Raw genomic sequence first — 17373 nt, 5'->3', positions numbered from 1 at the left:
CCGGCCGCAAGCAGGCGTTCACCGCGAAGCCTGCGGCGCAGCAGCGCCACGGTGCCCGCTCACACGCGCGCCCGCATCGCGCGGCAGGCCCGCCGCGTCGATCAGCGCCAGCAGTGCCAACGCCGCCACCAACCCCAGCGCAATGCGAAAGTCCGCCACGCCCGGATGGCCGGCGTGCCCCGTGAAGCGTTCGGCCACGCTCAGCGCGATCGCGCCGAACGCGATGCCGATGCCCGCGCTCAACTGCTGGAACATGCTGAACAGCGTGGTCGCGCTGCTGGTCTGCGCGGGCGTGGTGTCGCAAAAGGCGAGCGTGTTGAAGGCCGTGAACTGCATCGAGCGGCACATGCCGCCCACCACCATCACCGCGGCCATCACCGCGCGCGGCGTGTCCGGTGACAGCGCCGCACAGGCCACGAACCCCAGCGCCATCAGCACGCCGTTGACCACCAGCGTGCCGCGAAAGCGGAGGCGCCGCATCACCCAGCTCGTGGCCGGCTTCATGCCCAGGTTGCCCGCGAACAGCGCCAGCATCATGAAGCCCGAGGCGACCATGCTGAAGCCGAAGGCCAGCTGGAACATCAGCGGCAGCAGAAACGGCGCCGTGCTGATCGCCACCCGAAACAGCGACCCACCGAACACCGACACCCGGAAGGTCTGCACGCCGAAAGCCGACAGGTCGACCAGCGGATGGCTCGCGCGCCGCAGGTGCCACAGCGCCCACGCGAGCGAACACGCTCCACCCGCCACGAAGGCCAGCGCCTGGGGCCAGTCGATCGCGGTGTGGCTCAGCAGGTCGAGCCCATACATCAGCGCGGCAAGACCCGCGCCGCTGGCAACGAAGCCGGGCCAGTCGAACGGCCGCCGCTGCCCCGGTGCGCCGTCGATCCAGCGCAGGGCCAGCACCAGCGCCACGGCGCCCAGCGGCACGTTGAGAAAGAAGATCCAGTGCCAGGTCCACGCGCTGGCGATCCAGCCGCCCAGCGGCGGGCCCAGGATCGGCGCGACCAGCCCGGGCCAGGTGATGGTGGCAATGGCTTTCACGAGCCCGCTCTTGGGCGTGCTGCGCAGCACCACCAGCCGACCCACCGGCACCATCAGCGCCCCGCCGATGCCCTGCAGGATGCGCGCCGCCACGAACATCGGCAGGCTCTGCGCGAGGCCGCAGGCCACCGAGGCCAGCGTGAAGACGAGGATCGCGCCCGCGAACACCTGGCGCGCACCGAACCGGTCGGCCACCCAGCCGCTCACCGGAATGAACACCGCCAGCGCCAGCAGGTAGGCGCTGATGCCGATGGACAGCGCCACCGGCGCCACGCCGAAGCTCTGCGCCATGGCCGGCACCGCGGTGGTGATGACGGTGGCGTCGAGGTTCTCCATGAAGAACGCGGCGGCGACGAGGAAGGCGATGCGCCGGCTGCGGGGCGCGGCGGCGGCCGGTGTCATGAGTGGGTCTTGCATGTCGGTGGATGGCCGTGACGGATGCCGCGACAGAAGGCCATTTTGTTTTGGTTTGCCGATGTGGGCAAAGTTGGCTCGATGCGCGATTTGTTCGGCGCGCGAGCGCGCTGTTGAAGCGCTTCTGTTCTTATATTTGTCGACCGCCGCGCCTCACGGCGGCACATCGAAATGCACACCGCAGCGATGTCGATGTGAGGCAGAAAAGGCGACGGCCAAGGTGCGCTAACACCATGGCCGTCTGACCAATCAACGTGCAACAACTTGGCAGGAGCGCACATCAAATGGCTGATCGAATTATCGCCGGGCAAAACTCGCCCACTTCCCACGACGCAACCGACCAGCAGGATGCTGTCGACATTCTTGAGAACAAGTTGACCCAATTGCGGTCTCTGCTGAACTGCTGCTACGGGGACGAGCAGGAGTTGTTCGATTCGATCGGGGCGCGGCATCGGGGCAACATCATGTGGATTGCGGCCGATCTGGCGGATGACATCGCCCGGCTCTTGCAAGAACTCCTGAAGAGACTCCACGCGATGGATCAGCAGAAGGCCTGAGTCGTCGGCCGGTGGGCGTCACAGCTCACCGCCAATCCTCATGGCCCGCCCGCAGCGACCGCACCGGGTGACAGCCGGGCGCGAAAGTAAGCAGCGGTCTCTTCGTCGCTGCAGTAGACGTAGCACCCCTTCATGCCTCGCGTCATCAACGTGCGATAGGTGTTCTTGATGATGAGCTCGGCCTCTGCAGCGGCCTTTTTGGGATCGGCCTTGAACCGAACCTTGTAGCCACGCAACGTCTTGTCGTACCGGTCTCGCGCCGATGGAACGGTCTTGACGCAGCCGTCACGCACGATCAGGTCCGGCCCGATGATCACCCCGATGTAGTCGACTTCCAGCCCTTGGCAGGTGTGAATGCAGCCGACTTCGTTGATCGAGTTGGGCGCGATGATCCACAAGCTGCCGTCCACATCAAGGTTCCAACGCTTGCGGTAGTCACCGATGACGATGTCGAACGCCTTCGGGTCTTTCTTGCTGGTCCACGGCCAGCAATAGCCGGCCACGACGCGTGCGGTGCCCGATGTGTTCTTCGCTGCGATCGATGCATGAAGCTCGTCGGGCGTGCCGAATACCTTGAAGTCGAACTCGGCCGGAGTGAGCGTCTTGTTCGCTGTCGTTCGCACGTCAAGCGTGTCGTCCAGCCACGCGATGTAGCCGTCCGAGCCGCTGCACCTGAACTGAGAGGCCAGTTCGTGCTCCGACACCTCCGCGCCCTTGTCGATGCCGAAGTCGCGAATTGTCTTCTTGGTGCCGATGTCGCTCAGCGTCACGCGCTGATCCTCATCGATGAAGAACACCGTGCACTTGGCGGCGGCGATGAGTTCCTTGACCTGGTTCTCGCCGAGGTTGCCGTACAAGCCGCTCTTCTCGTTCAAGCGATGGGCCTCGTCCACGATGAGCACGTCGAACTGGTCGTTCGGCGTGTCGATGAATCCACCGGAGCCCGTGAAGAGGTTGGAGTAATGCGTGCGCGTCATCGTGCCGGCTAGCTTGGTTTCGTACACGCGCCGCGGCGCTGCGTTCTTTGAAACGTACTTGCAGTTCAAGCCCGCGCCCATCAAGGCGACGAGTGCATTGATGGCGAGAACCGTCTTGCCAGTCCCCGGCCCGCCTTCGACGATCACCACCTTTGGGCTCGCGCTCGATGCGGCTCGACCTGCGGCCAGGATGTTCTCGTAGACCTCTTTCTGGTCATCGATCAAGATGAACTCTGCATTGCCCTTGAGCAAACCAGCGAGGCTTTCGCTGAGCGCCTTCGACGGCCTGATGCGGCCGTTCGCCAACTCATAGAGCACGCTCGGGTCGCCGAACTTGATGTGCTGCTTGATGAAGTTGCGCAGCAAGCCCCGCTCGGTCTCGCCCCGAAGGAACAGCGGCGCCTTCGCGATGTAGCCGGCGTAGTGGTCTGAATCGATGACGCCATCGCGCTCGTAGTTGTGTAGGTACGCGCAGGCTTGAACCGAGATGCCGCCGGAGTAGACCGCTTCGTTGAAGCCCTCCATCAACGAGGCATAGGACCAGGCTTGGTACGAGGGATGAACGACCTCTCGGTGCCCTCCGCCGAGATAGGTGCTGACCAGTGCGTCCTTGGTCGAAGACTTCACCTTGTCCCATTGCTTGAGCTCCACGATCACGACGTTTTTCGACTCGTCGTGACCTCGCCCGGTCAGGCTGATGTCGATGCGCTTAGAGCTTTGCGGGATATGAAGCTCGACGGCGACGCCCACGTCGTTCGGGATTTCCGAATCGCTGAGGACCCGCGACATGTAGCCCAGCGAATCCCTCCACGACCTCATCTCCGCCGCAGGCACCTTGCGGCCGGTGGCGCTGAAGTACTTGGCGAGGATGACGTCTTCGATGTCTCGGTCGTTGTTGTCGCTGAGAAATTGCTTCTTGTCGGCCTCGTAGACGATCACGTCAGTCCTTCTCAGATTCGCCAACTGCAGGCTGGCTGTGCTTCTTGCTGCTGCCCCGGACCTTGTCTGCGGGGTAGCGCATGGCGTTGTCCTTCAGCTTCTGCTGGACCGCGGCATCGAGGTCTACGCCCAAGACCGAGGAGAGGCGCACGAGGTAGAGCAGAACATCCGCAAGCTCGTCTTGCACGGCCTTTGCGGTTTGAGCGTCTCGGCCCACCTCCTTGGAAGCGGCCTCGGACATCCATTGAAAGATCTCGTTCAGTTCGCCGACTTCGCCGGTCAAGGCCATCACCAAATTCTTGGGTGAGTGGAACTGCGCCCAGTCGCGCTCGGTGGCGAATTGATCGAGCTTCGCGGCGAGTCGAGTGACGTCTACGAGTGAGGCGCCTTGCCCTGAATCCTGTTTCTCGGTCACGTGGGCGCCCCCGGTTTTCCCAAGCCTGCGCGGTGCAGAGAGCGAAGGTTCAGACTGGATTTCATGAAACAAGTGTATCTAGCGCCAAAGCGCAATCAGCAGTCTCCCCTCTGAGAAAAAATGGATCGTGGCCCGAAATCGGTCAAGATTGTTAAATCCAATGCCAGCAGGCATATCGCGAGCAATGGTCCTGATAAGGCTTGCCGAACCTGCTACGGCAGCCGTTTTGACCTCCGCCTTGACCATGACCCGCATATTCAGCTTCGAGGACCTACCAACTGCCGACCTCGTGGTGGATGCGATCTATGAAGGCGGTAGCGCTCGCAACACAGGCAGTGACCCCATCGCTAGGCTGTTGCCGGGCGCGGGCAACCAAGGCGGCTTTCGCGCATCTGGTGCGGGTGCAAAGAAGAAGTTCGTCGTTCTCTACTCGAGCGGCGAAGAAGGGGGCTGGCCGGACCGCCTGGACTTGAACACAGGTCAGTTCGTGTATTACGGTGACAACCGGACGCCGGGCCACGACCTTCATGACACGACGCGTCGCGGCAATCTCATCTTGAAAGCGGTCTTCGAGAACGCGCATGGGGATGCGGCGAAGAGATCGCAAGTCCCGCCGTTCTTCGTCTTCGCTAAGTGCCCCACAGCGAAGAGCAACAGGTCTGTCCAGTTCAAGGGACTGGCAGTGCCAGGTTTTCCCGGCCTCCCCATGACTGAGGACTTGGTTGCCGTGTGGAAGACGACTTCGGGCGAACGGTTCCAGAACTACCGCTCGGTCTTTACCGTGCTCAACGCCGCCACCATTCCGCGCGCGTGGATCGACAGTCTTGCCTCGCAGGATGTCGCGTTGGCGACCGCGCCGAGTACGTGGCGCTCCTGGATTGAATCAGGCGCGTACAACCCGTTGACCTCCGAGCCCACGAAAGTGATCCGAACGGAGAGCGAGCAGACGCCAGATACACCGCTCAAAGCCGCAATCTTGGAGCGCGTCTGGGCTCACTTCAAAGACTCACCTCTTGCATTCGAGTCTTTCGCGGCACGGATTTATCAGCTGACTGATCGGCGCGTGATCATCGACGAGATCACCAGAGGCAGCGTCGATGGCGGACGAGATGCCATCGGGAGGTACTTGTTAGGCCTGAGCGCTGACCCCGTGTATGCGGAGTTCGCCTTGGAGGCCAAGTGCTATCGGCCTAGCTCTGGGGATGCGTCGGCAAACACGGTGGGCGTACGTGAGGTGGCGCGATTGATTTCGCGCATTCGGCATCGTCAGTTCGGCGTATTGGTCACTACGTCTGTGATCGCACGGCAGGCCTATACAGAGGTGCGGGATGACCGACATCCCATCGTTCTCATAAGCGGACGAGACATCACTGAAATCTTGATTCAAGCGGGTTATGGATCTGTTGAACGAGTTGGAGAACTGCTCTGTGATTGGCCTGCTTGATAGCCATCCAACTCCTACAAAAGACGGAGCTAAAGCATCTCCGCCAATCGAAGCGAGCTGCATCAGAGAGCGCGAGTAACGGCCTCCGACGAACTTTTCGCGATGGTCATCAACTGCGGTTCGTTGAGGCCTGCGACGAGTTCCAGCGCGAAGGGCGTGCCTGCAAAGCAAATGCAATACTTGATTTGAATAGCACGTCGCTCTGCCGATTCTGACGATCTCAAGAGAGCTTTCACTCTATCGCAGGACCCCATATGGGGTTACTGTGTTAATGCCTCAGACCCTCCTTGGTGAGGCAATATGCAAATAAACTTCGCCGCCGCTATTTTTCTTTTCTTGGGATCATATTTCCCCTTGTCGCTAATACTGGCGGTTCAAGATGTAAAGGCTACTTCTTGGGCTCAGCCATTGTGCAGCTCAATAGTATTTTGGAGCAAATGCTCGCTGCCATCACTTGAGAATCCCGGAATTGCTTGGACCCTTCTCGGGGTTTCAGCACTCAGCCTTATCTTCTTTTTATATGCACTCCGTTATTTTGGAGGGCAGCATGAGATGGAAATTGAGGAAAGCAAGACGATTCCAAATGACCTGATTAATTACGTATTTCCCTATGTGGTGTCTTTTATGGGATTGGATCTAGGCAGCACAGGAAAAACATTGGGATTCATTTTGTTTTTGGCCTGGATGTTTTTGATCAGCTATCGATCAGGGCAAATTTTAATGAATCCCCTTTTGCTTGTGGCAGGCTGGCAGCTTTATGAGATACGGGCGGACATTGAAGGTAATAAGCGCCAATTACGCGCTTTGTCGAGACAGCCTGTTCATCCGAAACAGCGACTCAGTTCCTGTTTTATCCAAGGAATTTATGTTCTTTCCAAGCCAAAATAAAAATGTCAAAAGAAAATACTCTTGCCTTATTCCAAAATTTTCCGGTAGCTCAAGCCGCGCTATCCCTTTGGGTTTTTAAGCGCAGAACTGTTGGCGGCTTCAGTGCGCGCGCAGTGAACACCACACCAGGGCTTACGGCGCAACTCAGACAGATAGTGAGCTCTTCAGTGGCGAGATTGGAAGAGGTCGAGGAGTACGAGTTGTTGGCGCAAGTTAACGAGGTGAGTTGCCTCCATCTTCAAGAGGATGAGACAGTTTTTTCCGATCTTCAAGCTTTGGTGGATTTGCCGCCCGAAGAAGATCTCATTAAAAATATTCGTCAGATTGACAATAGCATTGGATATCTTGTACGGTTGCGAGCCGACGGCCAAGTTATCTATTGCGTAAAAAAAGTCTCAGATGCGTGGAAGGCATCAAAGGCAAAGAGTTTTTTTAATGTGGTTGTGACGGGGGCAAATCAGCTTGACTTAGTAGATGATCGAGCTCTTACAATAGCTAAGAATTTTGATTTCTTTGTTGGCGGTGGCGGCGTATTGATTGCAAACAAAGGCGCTTTCGAATCGTTGTTGAGCTTCAAACTCACATATCAGAATTCATTTAGTGCCTTGCAGCAGAATGTCCAGTTTTCGAGTTTGTTTGTTGATGTGGCGCCTCTTGTGGTGCATGTTGGAACAAATGCCATGCATTTACGACGTATGGCCGTCATTGAGCAAAGAGGGCATTACGCGGATGCGGCATATATGAATCGCCTTCGCGTCGTGAATGCGCAAAAAAACTGGGGCATTGAATTTGATCCGCAGGGTCGAATCATCGCGAATGACGCAAGTTTGAAAACGATCATGCAAGTGCTCCTCAATCATCGACTGTATTCAGAGCTATCTCTCGGCACGTTTGACGTACCTTCCGCGGCGCAGGTCGCCTAATCTCAAAATTTGGTGTGCTCGCTAGAGCATCAGGCTCAAAACGCAGAGGCATTGGTTCTGCAGCAGAGGGCGCTGAGAAGCGGAGCGACCCTTGGGTGTGCGGCCCTATGACACGGGATGTCGGGCGTTGGGGCGTTGCTCATAGCTAGGGGCTCGGCGCAGCCAAACCACCAATTTCCAAGGCTTGCATGGCGAAGCGCGTCGATCCAGGATTATTTTTTGAACGTGTCGCAGAAGCCATCGCAGCGCGATGCGAATCAGTAGCGAATCCAAACGCAAAAGCCCGCTACCTTGCGATAGCGGGCTTTTACTTTTTTTGGTGCCGGAGAGATGAATCGAACACCCGACCTTCTCATTACGAATGAGCTGCTCTACCGACTGAGCTACACCGGCGAAGCCTCAGATTATAGCCACTCCATCAGCCCTTTTCGGCGTGGTACTGGGTCAAACGCTCAACTTCGTTACGCGAACCCAACATCACGCTCACCCGCTCGTGCAGCTTGGTGGGCTTCAGGTCCAGGATGCGCTGCTTGCCGTTGGTGGCCGCGCCGCCGGCCTGCTCGACCAGCCAGCTCATCGGGTTGGCCTCGTACATCAGCCGCAGCTTGCCGGCCTTCTCGGGCTCGCGCTTGTCCCACGGGTACATGAACACGCCGCCGCGCATCAGGATGCGGTGCACGTCGGCCACCATGCTGGCAATCCAGCGCATGTTGAAGTCCTTGCCGCGCGGGCCGTCCTTGCCGGCCAGGCACTCGTCGATGTAGCGCTTCATGGGCTCGTCCCAATGGCGCTGGTTGCTCATGTTGATCGCAAATTCCTTCGTGTCCGCCGGAATCTGGATGTCTTGCTGCGTCAGCACGAAGCTGCCTTGCTCGCGGTCGAGCGTGAACATGTCCACGCCGTTGCCCACGGTGAGCACCAGCGTGGTCTGCGGGCCGTAGATGCAATAGCCGGCGGCCACCTGCTGGGTGCCGGGCTGCAGAAAGTCGGACTCCTGCACGCCGGGGTGTTCGTCGGGCTTCTTCAGCACGCTGAAGATGGTGCCAATGCTCACGTTCACGTCGATGTTGCTGCTGCCGTCGAGCGGGTCGAACATCAGCAGGTATTCGCCCTGCGGGTAGCGGTTGGGCACCACGTAGATGCTGTCCATTTCCTCGCTGGCCATGGCCGCGAGATGGCCGCCCCATTCGTTGGCCTCGATGAGCACTTCGTTGGCGATGATGTCCAGCTTCTTCTGGATCTCGCCCTGCACGTTCTCGCTCTCGGCGGTGCCGAGCACACCGCCCAGCGCGCCCTTGTTGACGGCCTGGCTGATGCTCTTGCACGCGCGGGCCACCACTTCGAGCAGCAGGCGCAGCTGGCCGGGAATGAGGCCGTCGGCGCGTTGCTTTTCGACGAGGTAGCGGGTGAGGGAAATCTTTTGCTGTTGTTGAGCCATGGGATCTGTCCTATGCAAATGGGTGGGTCTGTTCGCGGAACACCGCGGAACCGGCTTTGCCGGGCCGCTGGTGTTGCCCCCGGTGAGGGGGTCGGCGAAGCGACACGAAGTGCGCGAAGCCTGGGGGTGAGCCTAATTTCCGGCGAGCGCGCGGGTAACGACTTCGTGGGTGTCCTTGCTCAGGTCGGGCCGGGCGGCCACGCGGGCGATGGCTTCGCGCGCGGCGCTGCGGTAGGGCTCGGCCAGCTTGCTCCAGCGGTCGAGCGAGCGCGCCAAGCGTGCGGCCACCTGGGGGTTGATGGCGTCGAGCTCGATCACGCGGTCGCTCCAGAACACATAGCCGGCCGCGTCGGGGCGGTGGAAGGCGCCGGGGTTCGCGCTGCAATAACTGAAGATCACGCTGCGTGCACGGTTCGGGTTCTTGAGCGAGAAGTCCGGGTGCTTCATCAGCTGCTTGACCAGCGGCAGGATGTCGCCGCCGCGGTCGGGGGCGCCGGCCTGCAGCGAGAACCACTTGTCGATGACCAGCGCCTCGTCCTTGAAGATGGCGTGGAACCGCGCCAGCGCCTGCGCCGCGAGCGTGTGGCCCGATGACACGAGCGCGTTGAGCGCGTTGAAGCGATCAGTCATGTTGCCCGCGTCCTTGAAGCGCTGCAGCGTCTTGCCGGGCCACACGGCGTCGCCAGATGCGCGCGCCGCCAGGCACAGGAAGTTGAGTGCCATGCCGGCCAGCGCGCGGCGGCCCGAGGACGTCGGATCGGGCGTGTAGGCGCCGGTGTCGTGGTTCTCTTCGTACACCTGTTCCCAGTCGGCAAAGAGGGCGGTGGCGAGTTGGGCGCGCATGGCTTCGCGCACGATGTGCACCCGCTGCGGGTCGACCACGGCCAGCTGCTCGGCAATGTAGGTTTCCGACGGCAGCGTGAGCACCAGTTCCTTGAAGGCGGCGTCCAGTTGCGGGTTGCGCAGCACGCTGCGCATGGCGTCGATGTAGGCGTCGTTCAACACCGGGGTGGTGTCGGTCGCCAGCGCCGCAATGCCGTGCAGCGCGGCGCGCAAGCCCAGGCGCTGGCCGGCTTCCCAGCGGTTGAACGGGTCGGGGTCGTTGGCCAGCAGGGTGAGCAGCTGGGCGTCGGTGTACTCGAAGTCGAGGATCACCGGCGCGCTGAAGCCACGCAGGATCGACGGCACGGGCTCGGCATCGAGGCCCACGAAGGTGAGCTGCTCGCCGGCGCGCGAGAGCACCACGGTGCGGGTACCGCGCGTGACGTCAGCTTCGCCTTCGAGCTGAATGGGCAGCTCGCGCCCGTTGGCATCGAGCAGGCCGATGTTCAGCGGAATGACGAAGGGTTCCTTCGTCGGCTGGCCCGGCGTGGGCGGGCAGCTTTGCACCACGCTCAGCGTGTAGCTGCGGTTCTGCGCGTCGTACACGCCGTGCGCTGCAAGGCGGGGCGTGCCGGCCTGGCTGTACCAGCGCTTGAACTGGGGCAGGAGGCGTGCGAGTTCCGAATCGGGGTTGGCATCGGCAATGGCCTGCGCGAAGTCGTCGCAGGTCACGGCCTGGCCGTCGTGGCGTTCGAAGTAGAGCGTGATACCCGCCTCGAAGCCCTTGCGGCCGACCAGCGTCTGCATCATGCGAACGACCTCGGCACCCTTTTCATAGATGGTGACGGTGTAGAAGTTGCTGATCTCGATGTAGCTGTCGGGCCGCACCGGGTGGGCCATGGGGCCGGCGTCTTCGGGGAACTGGGCGGTGCGCAGCACGCGCACGTCTTCGATGCGCTTGACGGCGCGGGCCGAGGCGTCGGCGCACAGGTCCTGGCTGAACTCCTGGTCGCGGAAGACGGTGAGGCCTTCCTTCAGCGAAAGCTGGAACCAGTCGCGGCAGGTCACGCGATCGCCGCTCCAGTTGTGGAAGTACTCGTGGCCGACCACGCTTTCGATGTTGCTGTAGTCGGCGTCGGTGGCGGTGGCCTGGTTGGCCAGAACGTACTTCGTGTTGAAGATGTTCAGGCCCTTGTTCTCCATCGCGCCCATGTTGAAGTCGCTGGTGGCAACGATCATGAAGCGGTCCAGGTCCAGCGGCAGGCCGAAGCGGGTTTCGTCCCACAGCACGGAGTTGATGAGCGAATTCATCGCGTGCTCGGTCTTGTCGAGGTCGCCGGCGCGTACGTACACCTGCAGCAAGTGTTCCTTGCCGTTGCGCGCCTTGATGCGCTGCTCGCGCGCCACCAGCTTGCCTGCCACCAGGGCGAACAGATAGCTGGGCTTGCGGAACGGGTCGACCCATTTCGCGAAGTGGCGGCCCTCGGGCAGCTCGCCCTGCTCGACGAGGTTGCCGTTCGACAGCAGCACCGGGTACGCGGCCTTGGCGGCGCGCAGCGTCACGGTGTAGGTCGACATCACGTCGGGGCGGTCGAGGAAGTAGGTGATGCGGCGGAAGCCCTCGGCCTCGCACTGCGTAAAGAACGTGTCTTCGCTCACGAACAGGCCCATCAGCTTGGTGTTCTTGATGGGGCAGCAGGTGGTGAAGATCTCGAGCTCGAAGGCGCCTTCTTCCGCGTAGGGCAGGCCGTCGATGACGAGCTGGTCGCCTTCCATGCGGAACGAGGCGCCCTGGCCGTTGACCAGCACGCGCGCGAGGTTGAGCTCGTCGCCATCGAGCCGCAGCGGCTGGATGGGCGCATCGGGGTTGCGGCGAAGGCGCATGCGGTTGAGCACGCGGGTCTTGGCGGGGTCCAGGTCGAAGGTCAGGTCGACGGTATCGATCCAGTAGCCCGGAGCGGCATAGTCTTCGCGTCGAATGGCAATCGGTTGGCCTTGGCCGTCACGCAACATCATCGAGGGTCTCCAGAAAATTCGAATGGGCGAGTTCGTTGTAGTCACGAACCGCGGCAATGACATGGGGGCCGGCCAACTCGGCGGCGGTATGGGTGCTGCACACGGCCACGGCACGCATGCCGCCGCGGCGGGCGGCCTCGATGCCGAAGGGCGCGTCTTCAAAAACGATGCAGCGCTCGGGCGCCACGCCGATGCGGCGCGCGGCTTCGAGAAAGATCGCGGGCGTGGGCTTGCCCGAGAAGCCTTCGTCGCCGCCGACGATGGCCAGTGGCAGCGGGTCCATCTTCAGGCGCGACATCGCGAACTCGATGTTGTGCCTGTCGCCCGCCGTGCCCACCGCCACCTTGAGGCCGCGCGCAACGGCGGCCTTGGCGAAGGCGGTGAAGCCCGCGACCTCGGTGAAGTTGTCGCTGAACATGGCGCGGTAGATCTCTTCCTTCTCGTGCACCATCGCCTGGGCTTCGTCGTCGGAGAGCTTGCGGTCGAACAGCTCGTGCATGCATTCGACGCCGGTGCGGCCCGTTGTGCGCGCGAGGATGTCGCTCACATCGAGCTTCAGGCCGTGGCGCGCCACGAATTCCACCCACGAGCGCGCATGCCAGGGCATGGAGTCGATCATGGTGCCGTCCATGTCGAAGATGAAGGCTTCGACCTTCCCGTGCATCAGGCTCATGGGATCAGACGCCTTGCTTCAGTGAGGCTTCGATGAACACATCGAGGTCGCCGTCGAGCACCTTCTGCGTGGCCGAGACTTCGACGTTGGTGCGCAGGTCCTTGATGCGGCTGTTGTCCAGCACGTAGCTGCGGATCTGGTGGCCCCAGCCCACGTCGGTCTTGCTGTCTTCCAGCTTCTGCTGCTCTTCCTGGCGCTTGCGCATCTCGAAGTCGTACAGCCGCGAGCGCAGGCGTTTCCACGCCACGTCGCGGTTGCTGTGCTGGCTTCGGCCGTCTTGGCATTGCACGACGATGCCGGTCGGAATGTGCGTCAGGCGCACGGCCGAGTCGGTCTTGTTGATGTGCTGGCCGCCCGCGCCGCTGGCACGGAAGGTGTCGGTGCGCACGTCGGAAGGGTTGATGTCGATCTCGATCGAATCGTCGATTTCCGGGTACACGAAGATGCTGGCAAAGCTGGTGTGGCGGCCGCCCGAGGAATCGAACGGGGACTTGCGCACCAGGCGGTGCACGCCGGTCTCGGTGCGCAAGAGGCCGAAGGCGTAGTCGCCTTCCACCTTGATGGTCGCGCCCTTGATGCCGGCGGTGTCGCCAGGCGTTTCGTCTTCGATCTGCGTCTTGAAGCCCTTGCGCTCGGCGTACTTCAGGTACTGGCGCAGCAGCATGCTGGCCCAGTCGCAAGCCTCGGTGCCGCCGGCGCCGGCCTGGATGTCGACAAAGGCGTTGAGCGGGTCGGCCGGGTTGTTGAACATCCGGCGGAATTCGAGCTGCTTGATGTCGGCTTCGAGCGCGGTGGCGTCATCGGAGATGGACTGCAAGCCGTCCATGTCGCCTTCTTCCTTCGACATCTCGAAGAGCTCGGAGTTGTCCGAAAGGCCATTGGTGAGCTTGTCGAGCGTGACGACCACGTCGTCGAGCGACTTCTTTTCCCGGCCCAGTTCCTGGGCCTTCTTGGGGTCGTTCCAGACGTTCGGGTCTTCGAGCGATGCGTTGACCGTCCTCAGTCGTTCAGCTTTGGCATCGTAGTCAAAGATACCTCCGTAAATCGACCGTGCGAACGCTCAGGTCCGCGAGCATTGCGCCGATTTGGTTGATCTGTTCTGCGTCCATGGGGTGTCCTGACTGTGTGAGGTTGGTGTTCGGGGGAACCGGGCATTTTCTCATGCTCGGGAAACCCGCCCTGCAGAGCCCCTGTATTGCTCCTTCCCCTTCCGGGGGAAGGCTGGGATGGGGGCACGGCGGCGCTCGAAAAAGCGGTGCGAGTGCAAAGGCCGCGAGCCCCCACCCCCACCCTCCCCCGGAAGGGGAGGGAGCAACACAAAGAAAAAGCCCCCTGGGCGCGTCGCGCGCACGCAGAGGGCAAGGGGGGAATCTGCTCAGGTCAGAACGCGGGAACCAGCGACCCCTTGAACTGCGTCTCGATGAAGCTCTTCACCTCCGGCGACTGGTAAGCCGCCACCAGGCGCTTGGCCCAGGGCTTGTCCTTGTCGGCACGGCGCACGGCGATCAGGTTGGCGTACGGGCTCTTCGGTGCTTCCTTGATCACGGCGTCCTTGTTGAGCGACAGGCCGGCCTTCTCGGCGTAGTCGTTGTTGATGGAGGCGATGGTCAGGTCGTCCAGCGAGCGCGGCAGTTGGGCCGCGTCGAGCGCAATCAGCTTGAGCTTCTTGGGGTTGGTCACCACGTCCAGCGGGGTGGCGTTGTTGTTCTTCACCGCCTCGGGCTTGAGCGTGATGAGGCCGGCCTGCTGCAACAGCAGCAGGGCGCGGTTGCCGTTCGACGGGTCGTTCTGAATCCCGACCGAGGCGCCATCGGGCAGCTGGTCGATGGACTTGATCTTGCGCGAGTAGAAGCCCAGCGGCGCGGTGATGGTCAGGCCCACGGGCACGATGTCGAAGCCGCGCGCCTTGTTCTGGTTGTCCAGGAATGGCTGGTGCTGGAACGCGTTGGCATCCAGGTCGCCCGAGGCCAACGCCGCGTTGGGCAGCTGGTAGTCGTTGAAAACCACCACCTGGATGTTCAGGCCGTCCTTGGCGGCGACTTTTTTCACCACCTCGAAGATCTGCTCGCCGTTGCCGACGGAGACGCCGACCTTGAGCGTGTTCTTGTTGTCCTGCGCGAAGGCGGTGCTGCCGGCGAAGAGGGCGGTGGCCAGTGCGGCAAGGGCGAGGGTGCGGCGGCGGAGAGTGCTGTGCATGTTGTTGCGCGAAATCAAAATGAAGGCGCGAATGTGGCACTGCCGCACCGATTTGGGAACGAACCAATCCGCATATCGTTATGGCGCTTGCGGCACGCACTTTGAAATGCTTATGCGTTTTCATGCATAAGCAAGCGAGGATTTGTTCGTTCCCTTTTGGCGCCTTTGTTTTCATACTCGGCACCTTTTTGCGAACTCCGCGACCCGCTTTCACGTGGGCCGTGCCTCCTCTCCATGACCAACCATTCGCCTGATACGGCCCGCGGCGACGCGGCGCAGCCGGTCATCCGTCTTCAATCGGTGCAGAAATCTTTCGCCTTGCCCAGCGGCGAGGTGTTCGACGCCGTGCAGTCGCTCTCGCTCGACATCCACCAGGGCGACGTGTTCGGCCTGATCGGCAAGAGCGGCGCCGGCAAGTCGACGCTGCTGCGCCTCATCAACCTGCTGGAGCGGCCCGATGCGGGCCGTGTGCTCGTCGGTGGGCGCGACCTCACCACGCTCTCGCGCCGCGAGTTGCGCGACACGCGCCAGAACATCGGCATGATCTTCCAGCAGTTCAACCTGCTGCAGAACGCCACGGTGTTCGACAACGTGGCCTTCCCGCTGAAGATCCACGGCCGCCATTCCAAGGCCGAGATCAACACCCGGGTGCGCGAATGCCTCGACCTCGTGGGCCTCGCCGAAAAGATCGACACCTACCCGGCCCAGCTCTCCGGCGGCCAGAAGCAGCGCGTGGCCATCGCCCGCGCGCTGGCACCGCGCCCGCAGGTGCTGCTGTGCGACGAGCCCACCTCGGCGCTGGACACCGAAACCACCCGCGCGCTGCTCGAGACGCTGCGCGACATCAACCAGAAGATCGGCGTGACCATCGTGATCGTCACGCACGAGCTGTCGGTGGTCGAGGTGCTGTGCCGCAACGTGGCCATCCTCGAGAAGGGCCGGCTGGTCGAGCAGTTCGCCGTCGATGCGCCGAGCGAAGAGCGCAAGACCGCGCTGGGCCGCGAGATCGACGAGCTGGTGCGCCGCCGCGAGCGCGAGGCGCGTCTGCCGGTCGAGCCGCGTGCCGCATCTGCCGCACGCAATGCGCAGGAGGTGGCCTATGTTTGAGAGCATCGCTCCCATCCTCCCCGAGCTGTGGGTCGCCACGGGCCAGACTTTCATGATGCTGGCCATCGGCCTCTCGGCCGCGGTGCTCATCGGCGGGCCGCTGGGCATCCTGCTGTTCCTGCTGGGGCCGGGGCAGTCGCTGGAGAACAAGCCGGCGTTCCTCATCCTCAACTGGATCGTGAACACGGTCCGTTCCTTCCCTTTCATCATCCTGCTGGTGGCGTTGGTGCCGTTCACGCGGGTGATCGCGGGCACCTCCATCGGGCCGCTGGCGGCCGCGGTGCCGCTGTCGTTCGCGGCCATTCCGTATCTGGCGCGCCTGGTCGACCAGTGCCTGCGCGAAGTGCCGCGCGGCGTGATCGAGGCGGCGCATGCCATGGGCGCCTCGGAGCTGCAGATCGTCGGCCGCGTGCTGCTGGTCGAGGCCCGTTCGGGCCTGGTGCTGGCGCTGACGGTGCTGGCCGTGAGCTTTCTCTCCTACTCGGCGGTGGCCGGCGTGGTGGGCGGCGGCGGCATCGGCGACCTGGCGATCCGCTACGGCTACTACCGCTTCCAGACCGACGTGATGGTGCTCACTGTGGCGCTGCTGGTGGTGCTGGTACAGATCCTGCAGTTCGTGGGGAACACCACGGCGCGCAGGCTGGACAAGCGTTGATTTTTTCCTTTTCCTTCTCTTTGCTCATTCCATGAAAACCGCATTGCTGCGCCGCTCCGTCCTCGCCATTTCCCTCGTCGCGCTGTCGTTCGGCGGCCTCTCGCTCGCGCAGGCGCAAGACGCCAAGAAGAACCTCGTGATCGGCGGCACCGCCGGCTCCAACTACGACCAGCTGAAGTTCGGCATCGTGCCCATCCTCGAGAAGAAGGGCTACAAGGTGAAGCTGGTCGAGTTCAACGACTACGTGCAGCCCAACCTCGCGCTGGCCCAGGGCTCGCTCGACGCCAATTTCTTCCAGCATCAGGTCTACTTGAAGAAGTTCTCGGCCGACCAGAAGCTGGACCTCGCCGAACTGGTGCAGGGCCCGATCGCCCCGCTGGGCATCTACTCGACCAAGCGCAAGACGCTCGCCGACGTGAAAGAGGGCGACCGCGTGACGCTCCCGAACGACCCGAGCAACCTGGCGCGCGCTCTGGTGCTGCTGGAGCAAAACAAGCTCATCACCATCAAGGCCGGCGTGGACCCGATCCGCGCGTCTGAAAAGGACGTGGCCGAGAACCCGAAGAAGCTCAAGTTCATTCCGCTCGAAGCCGCGCAACTGCCGCGTTCGCTGGGCGACACCGAGTACGCCATCGTCAACGGCAACTTCGCGATCTCCTCGGGCCTGAAGCTCACCGAGGCGGTGGTTCTGGAGAAGACGCCCGACTACTACCTCAATGTGGTGGCCGTGAAGAGCGCCGACAAGAACTCGGCCTGGGCCAAAGACATCGTCGAGGCCTACCATTCGAAGGAATTCAAGACGGTGGTCGACACCAAGTTCCAGGGCTACGCCAGGCCCAGCTTCCTGCAGTAACCAACTTCCACG

At 62.0% G+C, this 17373-nt stretch carries 15 protein-coding genes and 1 tRNA gene; 7 read left to right on the top strand and 9 right to left on the bottom strand.

The genetic code is table 11. The annotated features are described in order from the left end of the window. Positions 1 to 18: 18 nt before the first annotated feature. Complete coding sequence (locus M2282_RS17800; protein WP_280810112.1) at positions 19 to 1461, bottom strand: MFS transporter; 1443 nt, start codon at positions 1459 to 1461, stop codon at positions 19 to 21. A 281-nt stretch (positions 1462 to 1742) separates the two neighbouring features. On the opposite strand from M2282_RS17800, the gene M2282_RS17795 reads away from it, so the two are divergent. Further along, entirely contained in the window at positions 1743 to 2015 is a 273-nt protein-coding gene (locus M2282_RS17795; RefSeq protein ID WP_280810111.1) for a hypothetical protein, read from the top strand. Between the two features lie 38 nt (positions 2016 to 2053). Here M2282_RS17795 and M2282_RS17790 read toward each other — a convergent pair whose 3' ends face one another. Then, positions 2054 to 3931 (bottom strand): DUF2075 domain-containing protein, encoded by a 1878-nt coding sequence (locus M2282_RS17790; protein ID WP_280810110.1) that lies wholly within the window; start codon positions 3929 to 3931, stop codon positions 2054 to 2056. Position 3932: 1 nt separating this feature from the next. Further along, positions 3933 to 4346: a nucleotide pyrophosphohydrolase gene (locus M2282_RS17785; protein WP_280810109.1), complete on the bottom strand. Its 414-nt coding sequence runs from the start codon at positions 4344 to 4346 to the stop codon at positions 3933 to 3935. Between the two features lie 244 nt (positions 4347 to 4590). Between M2282_RS17785 and M2282_RS17780 the strand changes: the two genes are divergently transcribed. The 3 genes from M2282_RS17780 to M2282_RS17770 all read left to right on the top strand — a co-directional run bounded on the left by M2282_RS17780 (position 4591) and on the right by M2282_RS17770 (position 7601). Beyond that, positions 4591 to 5790, top strand: coding sequence for a restriction endonuclease (locus tag M2282_RS17780; RefSeq protein WP_280810108.1), 1200 nt, complete (start codon positions 4591 to 4593; stop codon positions 5788 to 5790). A gap of 300 nt (positions 5791 to 6090) precedes the next feature. Further along, positions 6091 to 6678, top strand: a complete 588-nt coding sequence (locus M2282_RS17775) for a hypothetical protein (RefSeq protein ID WP_280810107.1) — start codon at positions 6091 to 6093, stop codon at positions 6676 to 6678. Positions 6679 to 6680: 2 nt separating this feature from the next. Next, complete coding sequence (locus M2282_RS17770) at positions 6681 to 7601, top strand: Kiwa anti-phage protein KwaB-like domain-containing protein (RefSeq protein WP_280810106.1); 921 nt, start codon at positions 6681 to 6683, stop codon at positions 7599 to 7601. A 317-nt stretch (positions 7602 to 7918) separates the two neighbouring features. On the opposite strand, the gene M2282_RS17765 is transcribed toward M2282_RS17770, so the two are convergent. The 6 genes from M2282_RS17765 to M2282_RS17740 form a co-directional block, all read right to left on the bottom strand. After that, positions 7919 to 7994 (bottom strand) — tRNA-Thr (locus M2282_RS17765). Between the two features lie 25 nt (positions 7995 to 8019). Next, positions 8020 to 9039 (bottom strand): class 1 fructose-bisphosphatase, encoded by a 1020-nt coding sequence (locus M2282_RS17760; RefSeq protein WP_280810105.1) that lies wholly within the window; start codon positions 9037 to 9039, stop codon positions 8020 to 8022. Positions 9040 to 9171: 132 nt separating this feature from the next. Continuing rightward, entirely contained in the window at positions 9172 to 11877 is a 2706-nt protein-coding gene (gene pepN, locus M2282_RS17755; RefSeq protein WP_280810104.1) for an aminopeptidase N, read from the bottom strand. Further along, positions 11864 to 12550, bottom strand: a complete 687-nt coding sequence (locus tag M2282_RS17750; protein ID WP_280810103.1) for an HAD family hydrolase — start codon at positions 12548 to 12550, stop codon at positions 11864 to 11866. The genes pepN and M2282_RS17750 overlap by 14 nt, the downstream gene beginning before the upstream one ends. A gap of 4 nt (positions 12551 to 12554) precedes the next feature. Continuing rightward, positions 12555 to 13659, bottom strand: a protein-coding gene (gene prfB / locus M2282_RS17745) for a peptide chain release factor 2 (RefSeq protein WP_280810102.1) whose coding sequence is annotated in 2 segments (ribosomal slippage) — positions 12555 to 13577 and positions 13579 to 13659 — 1104 coding nt in all. Because the reading frame shifts where the segments join, the coding sequence is not laid out codon by codon here. Positions 13660 to 13930: 271 nt separating this feature from the next. Continuing rightward, a complete protein-coding gene (locus M2282_RS17740) occupies positions 13931 to 14746 on the bottom strand; it encodes a MetQ/NlpA family ABC transporter substrate-binding protein (protein ID WP_280810101.1) in 816 nt (271 codons plus the stop codon). 234 nt (positions 14747 to 14980) lie between these two features. On the opposite strand from M2282_RS17740, the gene M2282_RS17735 reads away from it, so the two are divergent. Genes M2282_RS17735 through M2282_RS17725 form a run of 3 tightly spaced genes read left to right on the top strand, consistent with a single transcriptional unit; the run spans position 14981 to position 17361 of the window. Then, a complete protein-coding gene (locus M2282_RS17735; RefSeq protein WP_280810100.1) occupies positions 14981 to 15853 on the top strand; it encodes a methionine ABC transporter ATP-binding protein in 873 nt (290 codons plus the stop codon). Beyond that, positions 15846 to 16508: a methionine ABC transporter permease gene (locus M2282_RS17730; RefSeq protein ID WP_280810099.1), complete on the top strand. Its 663-nt coding sequence runs from the start codon at positions 15846 to 15848 to the stop codon at positions 16506 to 16508. Before M2282_RS17735 ends, M2282_RS17730 begins: the two co-directional genes overlap by 8 nt. 31 nt (positions 16509 to 16539) lie before the next feature. After that, positions 16540 to 17361 (top strand): MetQ/NlpA family ABC transporter substrate-binding protein, encoded by an 822-nt coding sequence (locus M2282_RS17725; protein WP_280810098.1) that lies wholly within the window; start codon positions 16540 to 16542, stop codon positions 17359 to 17361. The last annotated feature ends 12 nt before the right edge of the window (positions 17362 to 17373 follow it).

The sequence above is a fragment of the Variovorax boronicumulans genome, from assembly GCF_029892485.1.
GTDB classification, from domain to species: domain Bacteria; phylum Pseudomonadota; class Gammaproteobacteria; order Burkholderiales; family Burkholderiaceae_C; genus Variovorax; species Variovorax boronicumulans_B.
Note: the sequence above shows the minus strand (reverse complement) of the source record. Positions and strands in the feature narration are given on the sequence as shown.

What these genes read in the sequence shown, in the direction of transcription:
- M2282_RS17800 (WP_280810112.1), bottom strand. Translation starts at nt 1,461, where the DNA reads ATGCAAGACCCACTCATGACACCGGCCGCCGCCGCGCCCCGCAGCCGG.
- M2282_RS17795 (WP_280810111.1), top strand. Translation starts at nt 1,743, where the DNA reads ATGGCTGATCGAATTATCGCCGGGCAAAACTCGCCCACTTCCCACGAC.
- M2282_RS17780 (WP_280810108.1), top strand. Translation starts at nt 4,591, where the DNA reads ATGACCCGCATATTCAGCTTCGAGGACCTACCAACTGCCGACCTCGTG.
- M2282_RS17775 (WP_280810107.1), top strand. Translation starts at nt 6,091, where the DNA reads ATGCAAATAAACTTCGCCGCCGCTATTTTTCTTTTCTTGGGATCATAT.
- M2282_RS17770 (WP_280810106.1), top strand. Translation starts at nt 6,681, where the DNA reads ATGTCAAAAGAAAATACTCTTGCCTTATTCCAAAATTTTCCGGTAGCT.
- M2282_RS17760 (WP_280810105.1), bottom strand. Translation starts at nt 9,039, where the DNA reads ATGGCTCAACAACAGCAAAAGATTTCCCTCACCCGCTACCTCGTCGAA.
- pepN (WP_280810104.1), bottom strand. Translation starts at nt 11,877, where the DNA reads ATGATGTTGCGTGACGGCCAAGGCCAACCGATTGCCATTCGACGCGAA.
- M2282_RS17750 (WP_280810103.1), bottom strand. Translation starts at nt 12,550, where the DNA reads ATGAGCCTGATGCACGGGAAGGTCGAAGCCTTCATCTTCGACATGGAC.
- M2282_RS17740 (WP_280810101.1), bottom strand. Translation starts at nt 14,746, where the DNA reads ATGCACAGCACTCTCCGCCGCCGCACCCTCGCCCTTGCCGCACTGGCC.
- M2282_RS17735 (WP_280810100.1), top strand. Translation starts at nt 14,981, where the DNA reads ATGACCAACCATTCGCCTGATACGGCCCGCGGCGACGCGGCGCAGCCG.
- M2282_RS17730 (WP_280810099.1), top strand. Translation starts at nt 15,846, where the DNA reads ATGTTTGAGAGCATCGCTCCCATCCTCCCCGAGCTGTGGGTCGCCACG.
- M2282_RS17725 (WP_280810098.1), top strand. Translation starts at nt 16,540, where the DNA reads ATGAAAACCGCATTGCTGCGCCGCTCCGTCCTCGCCATTTCCCTCGTC.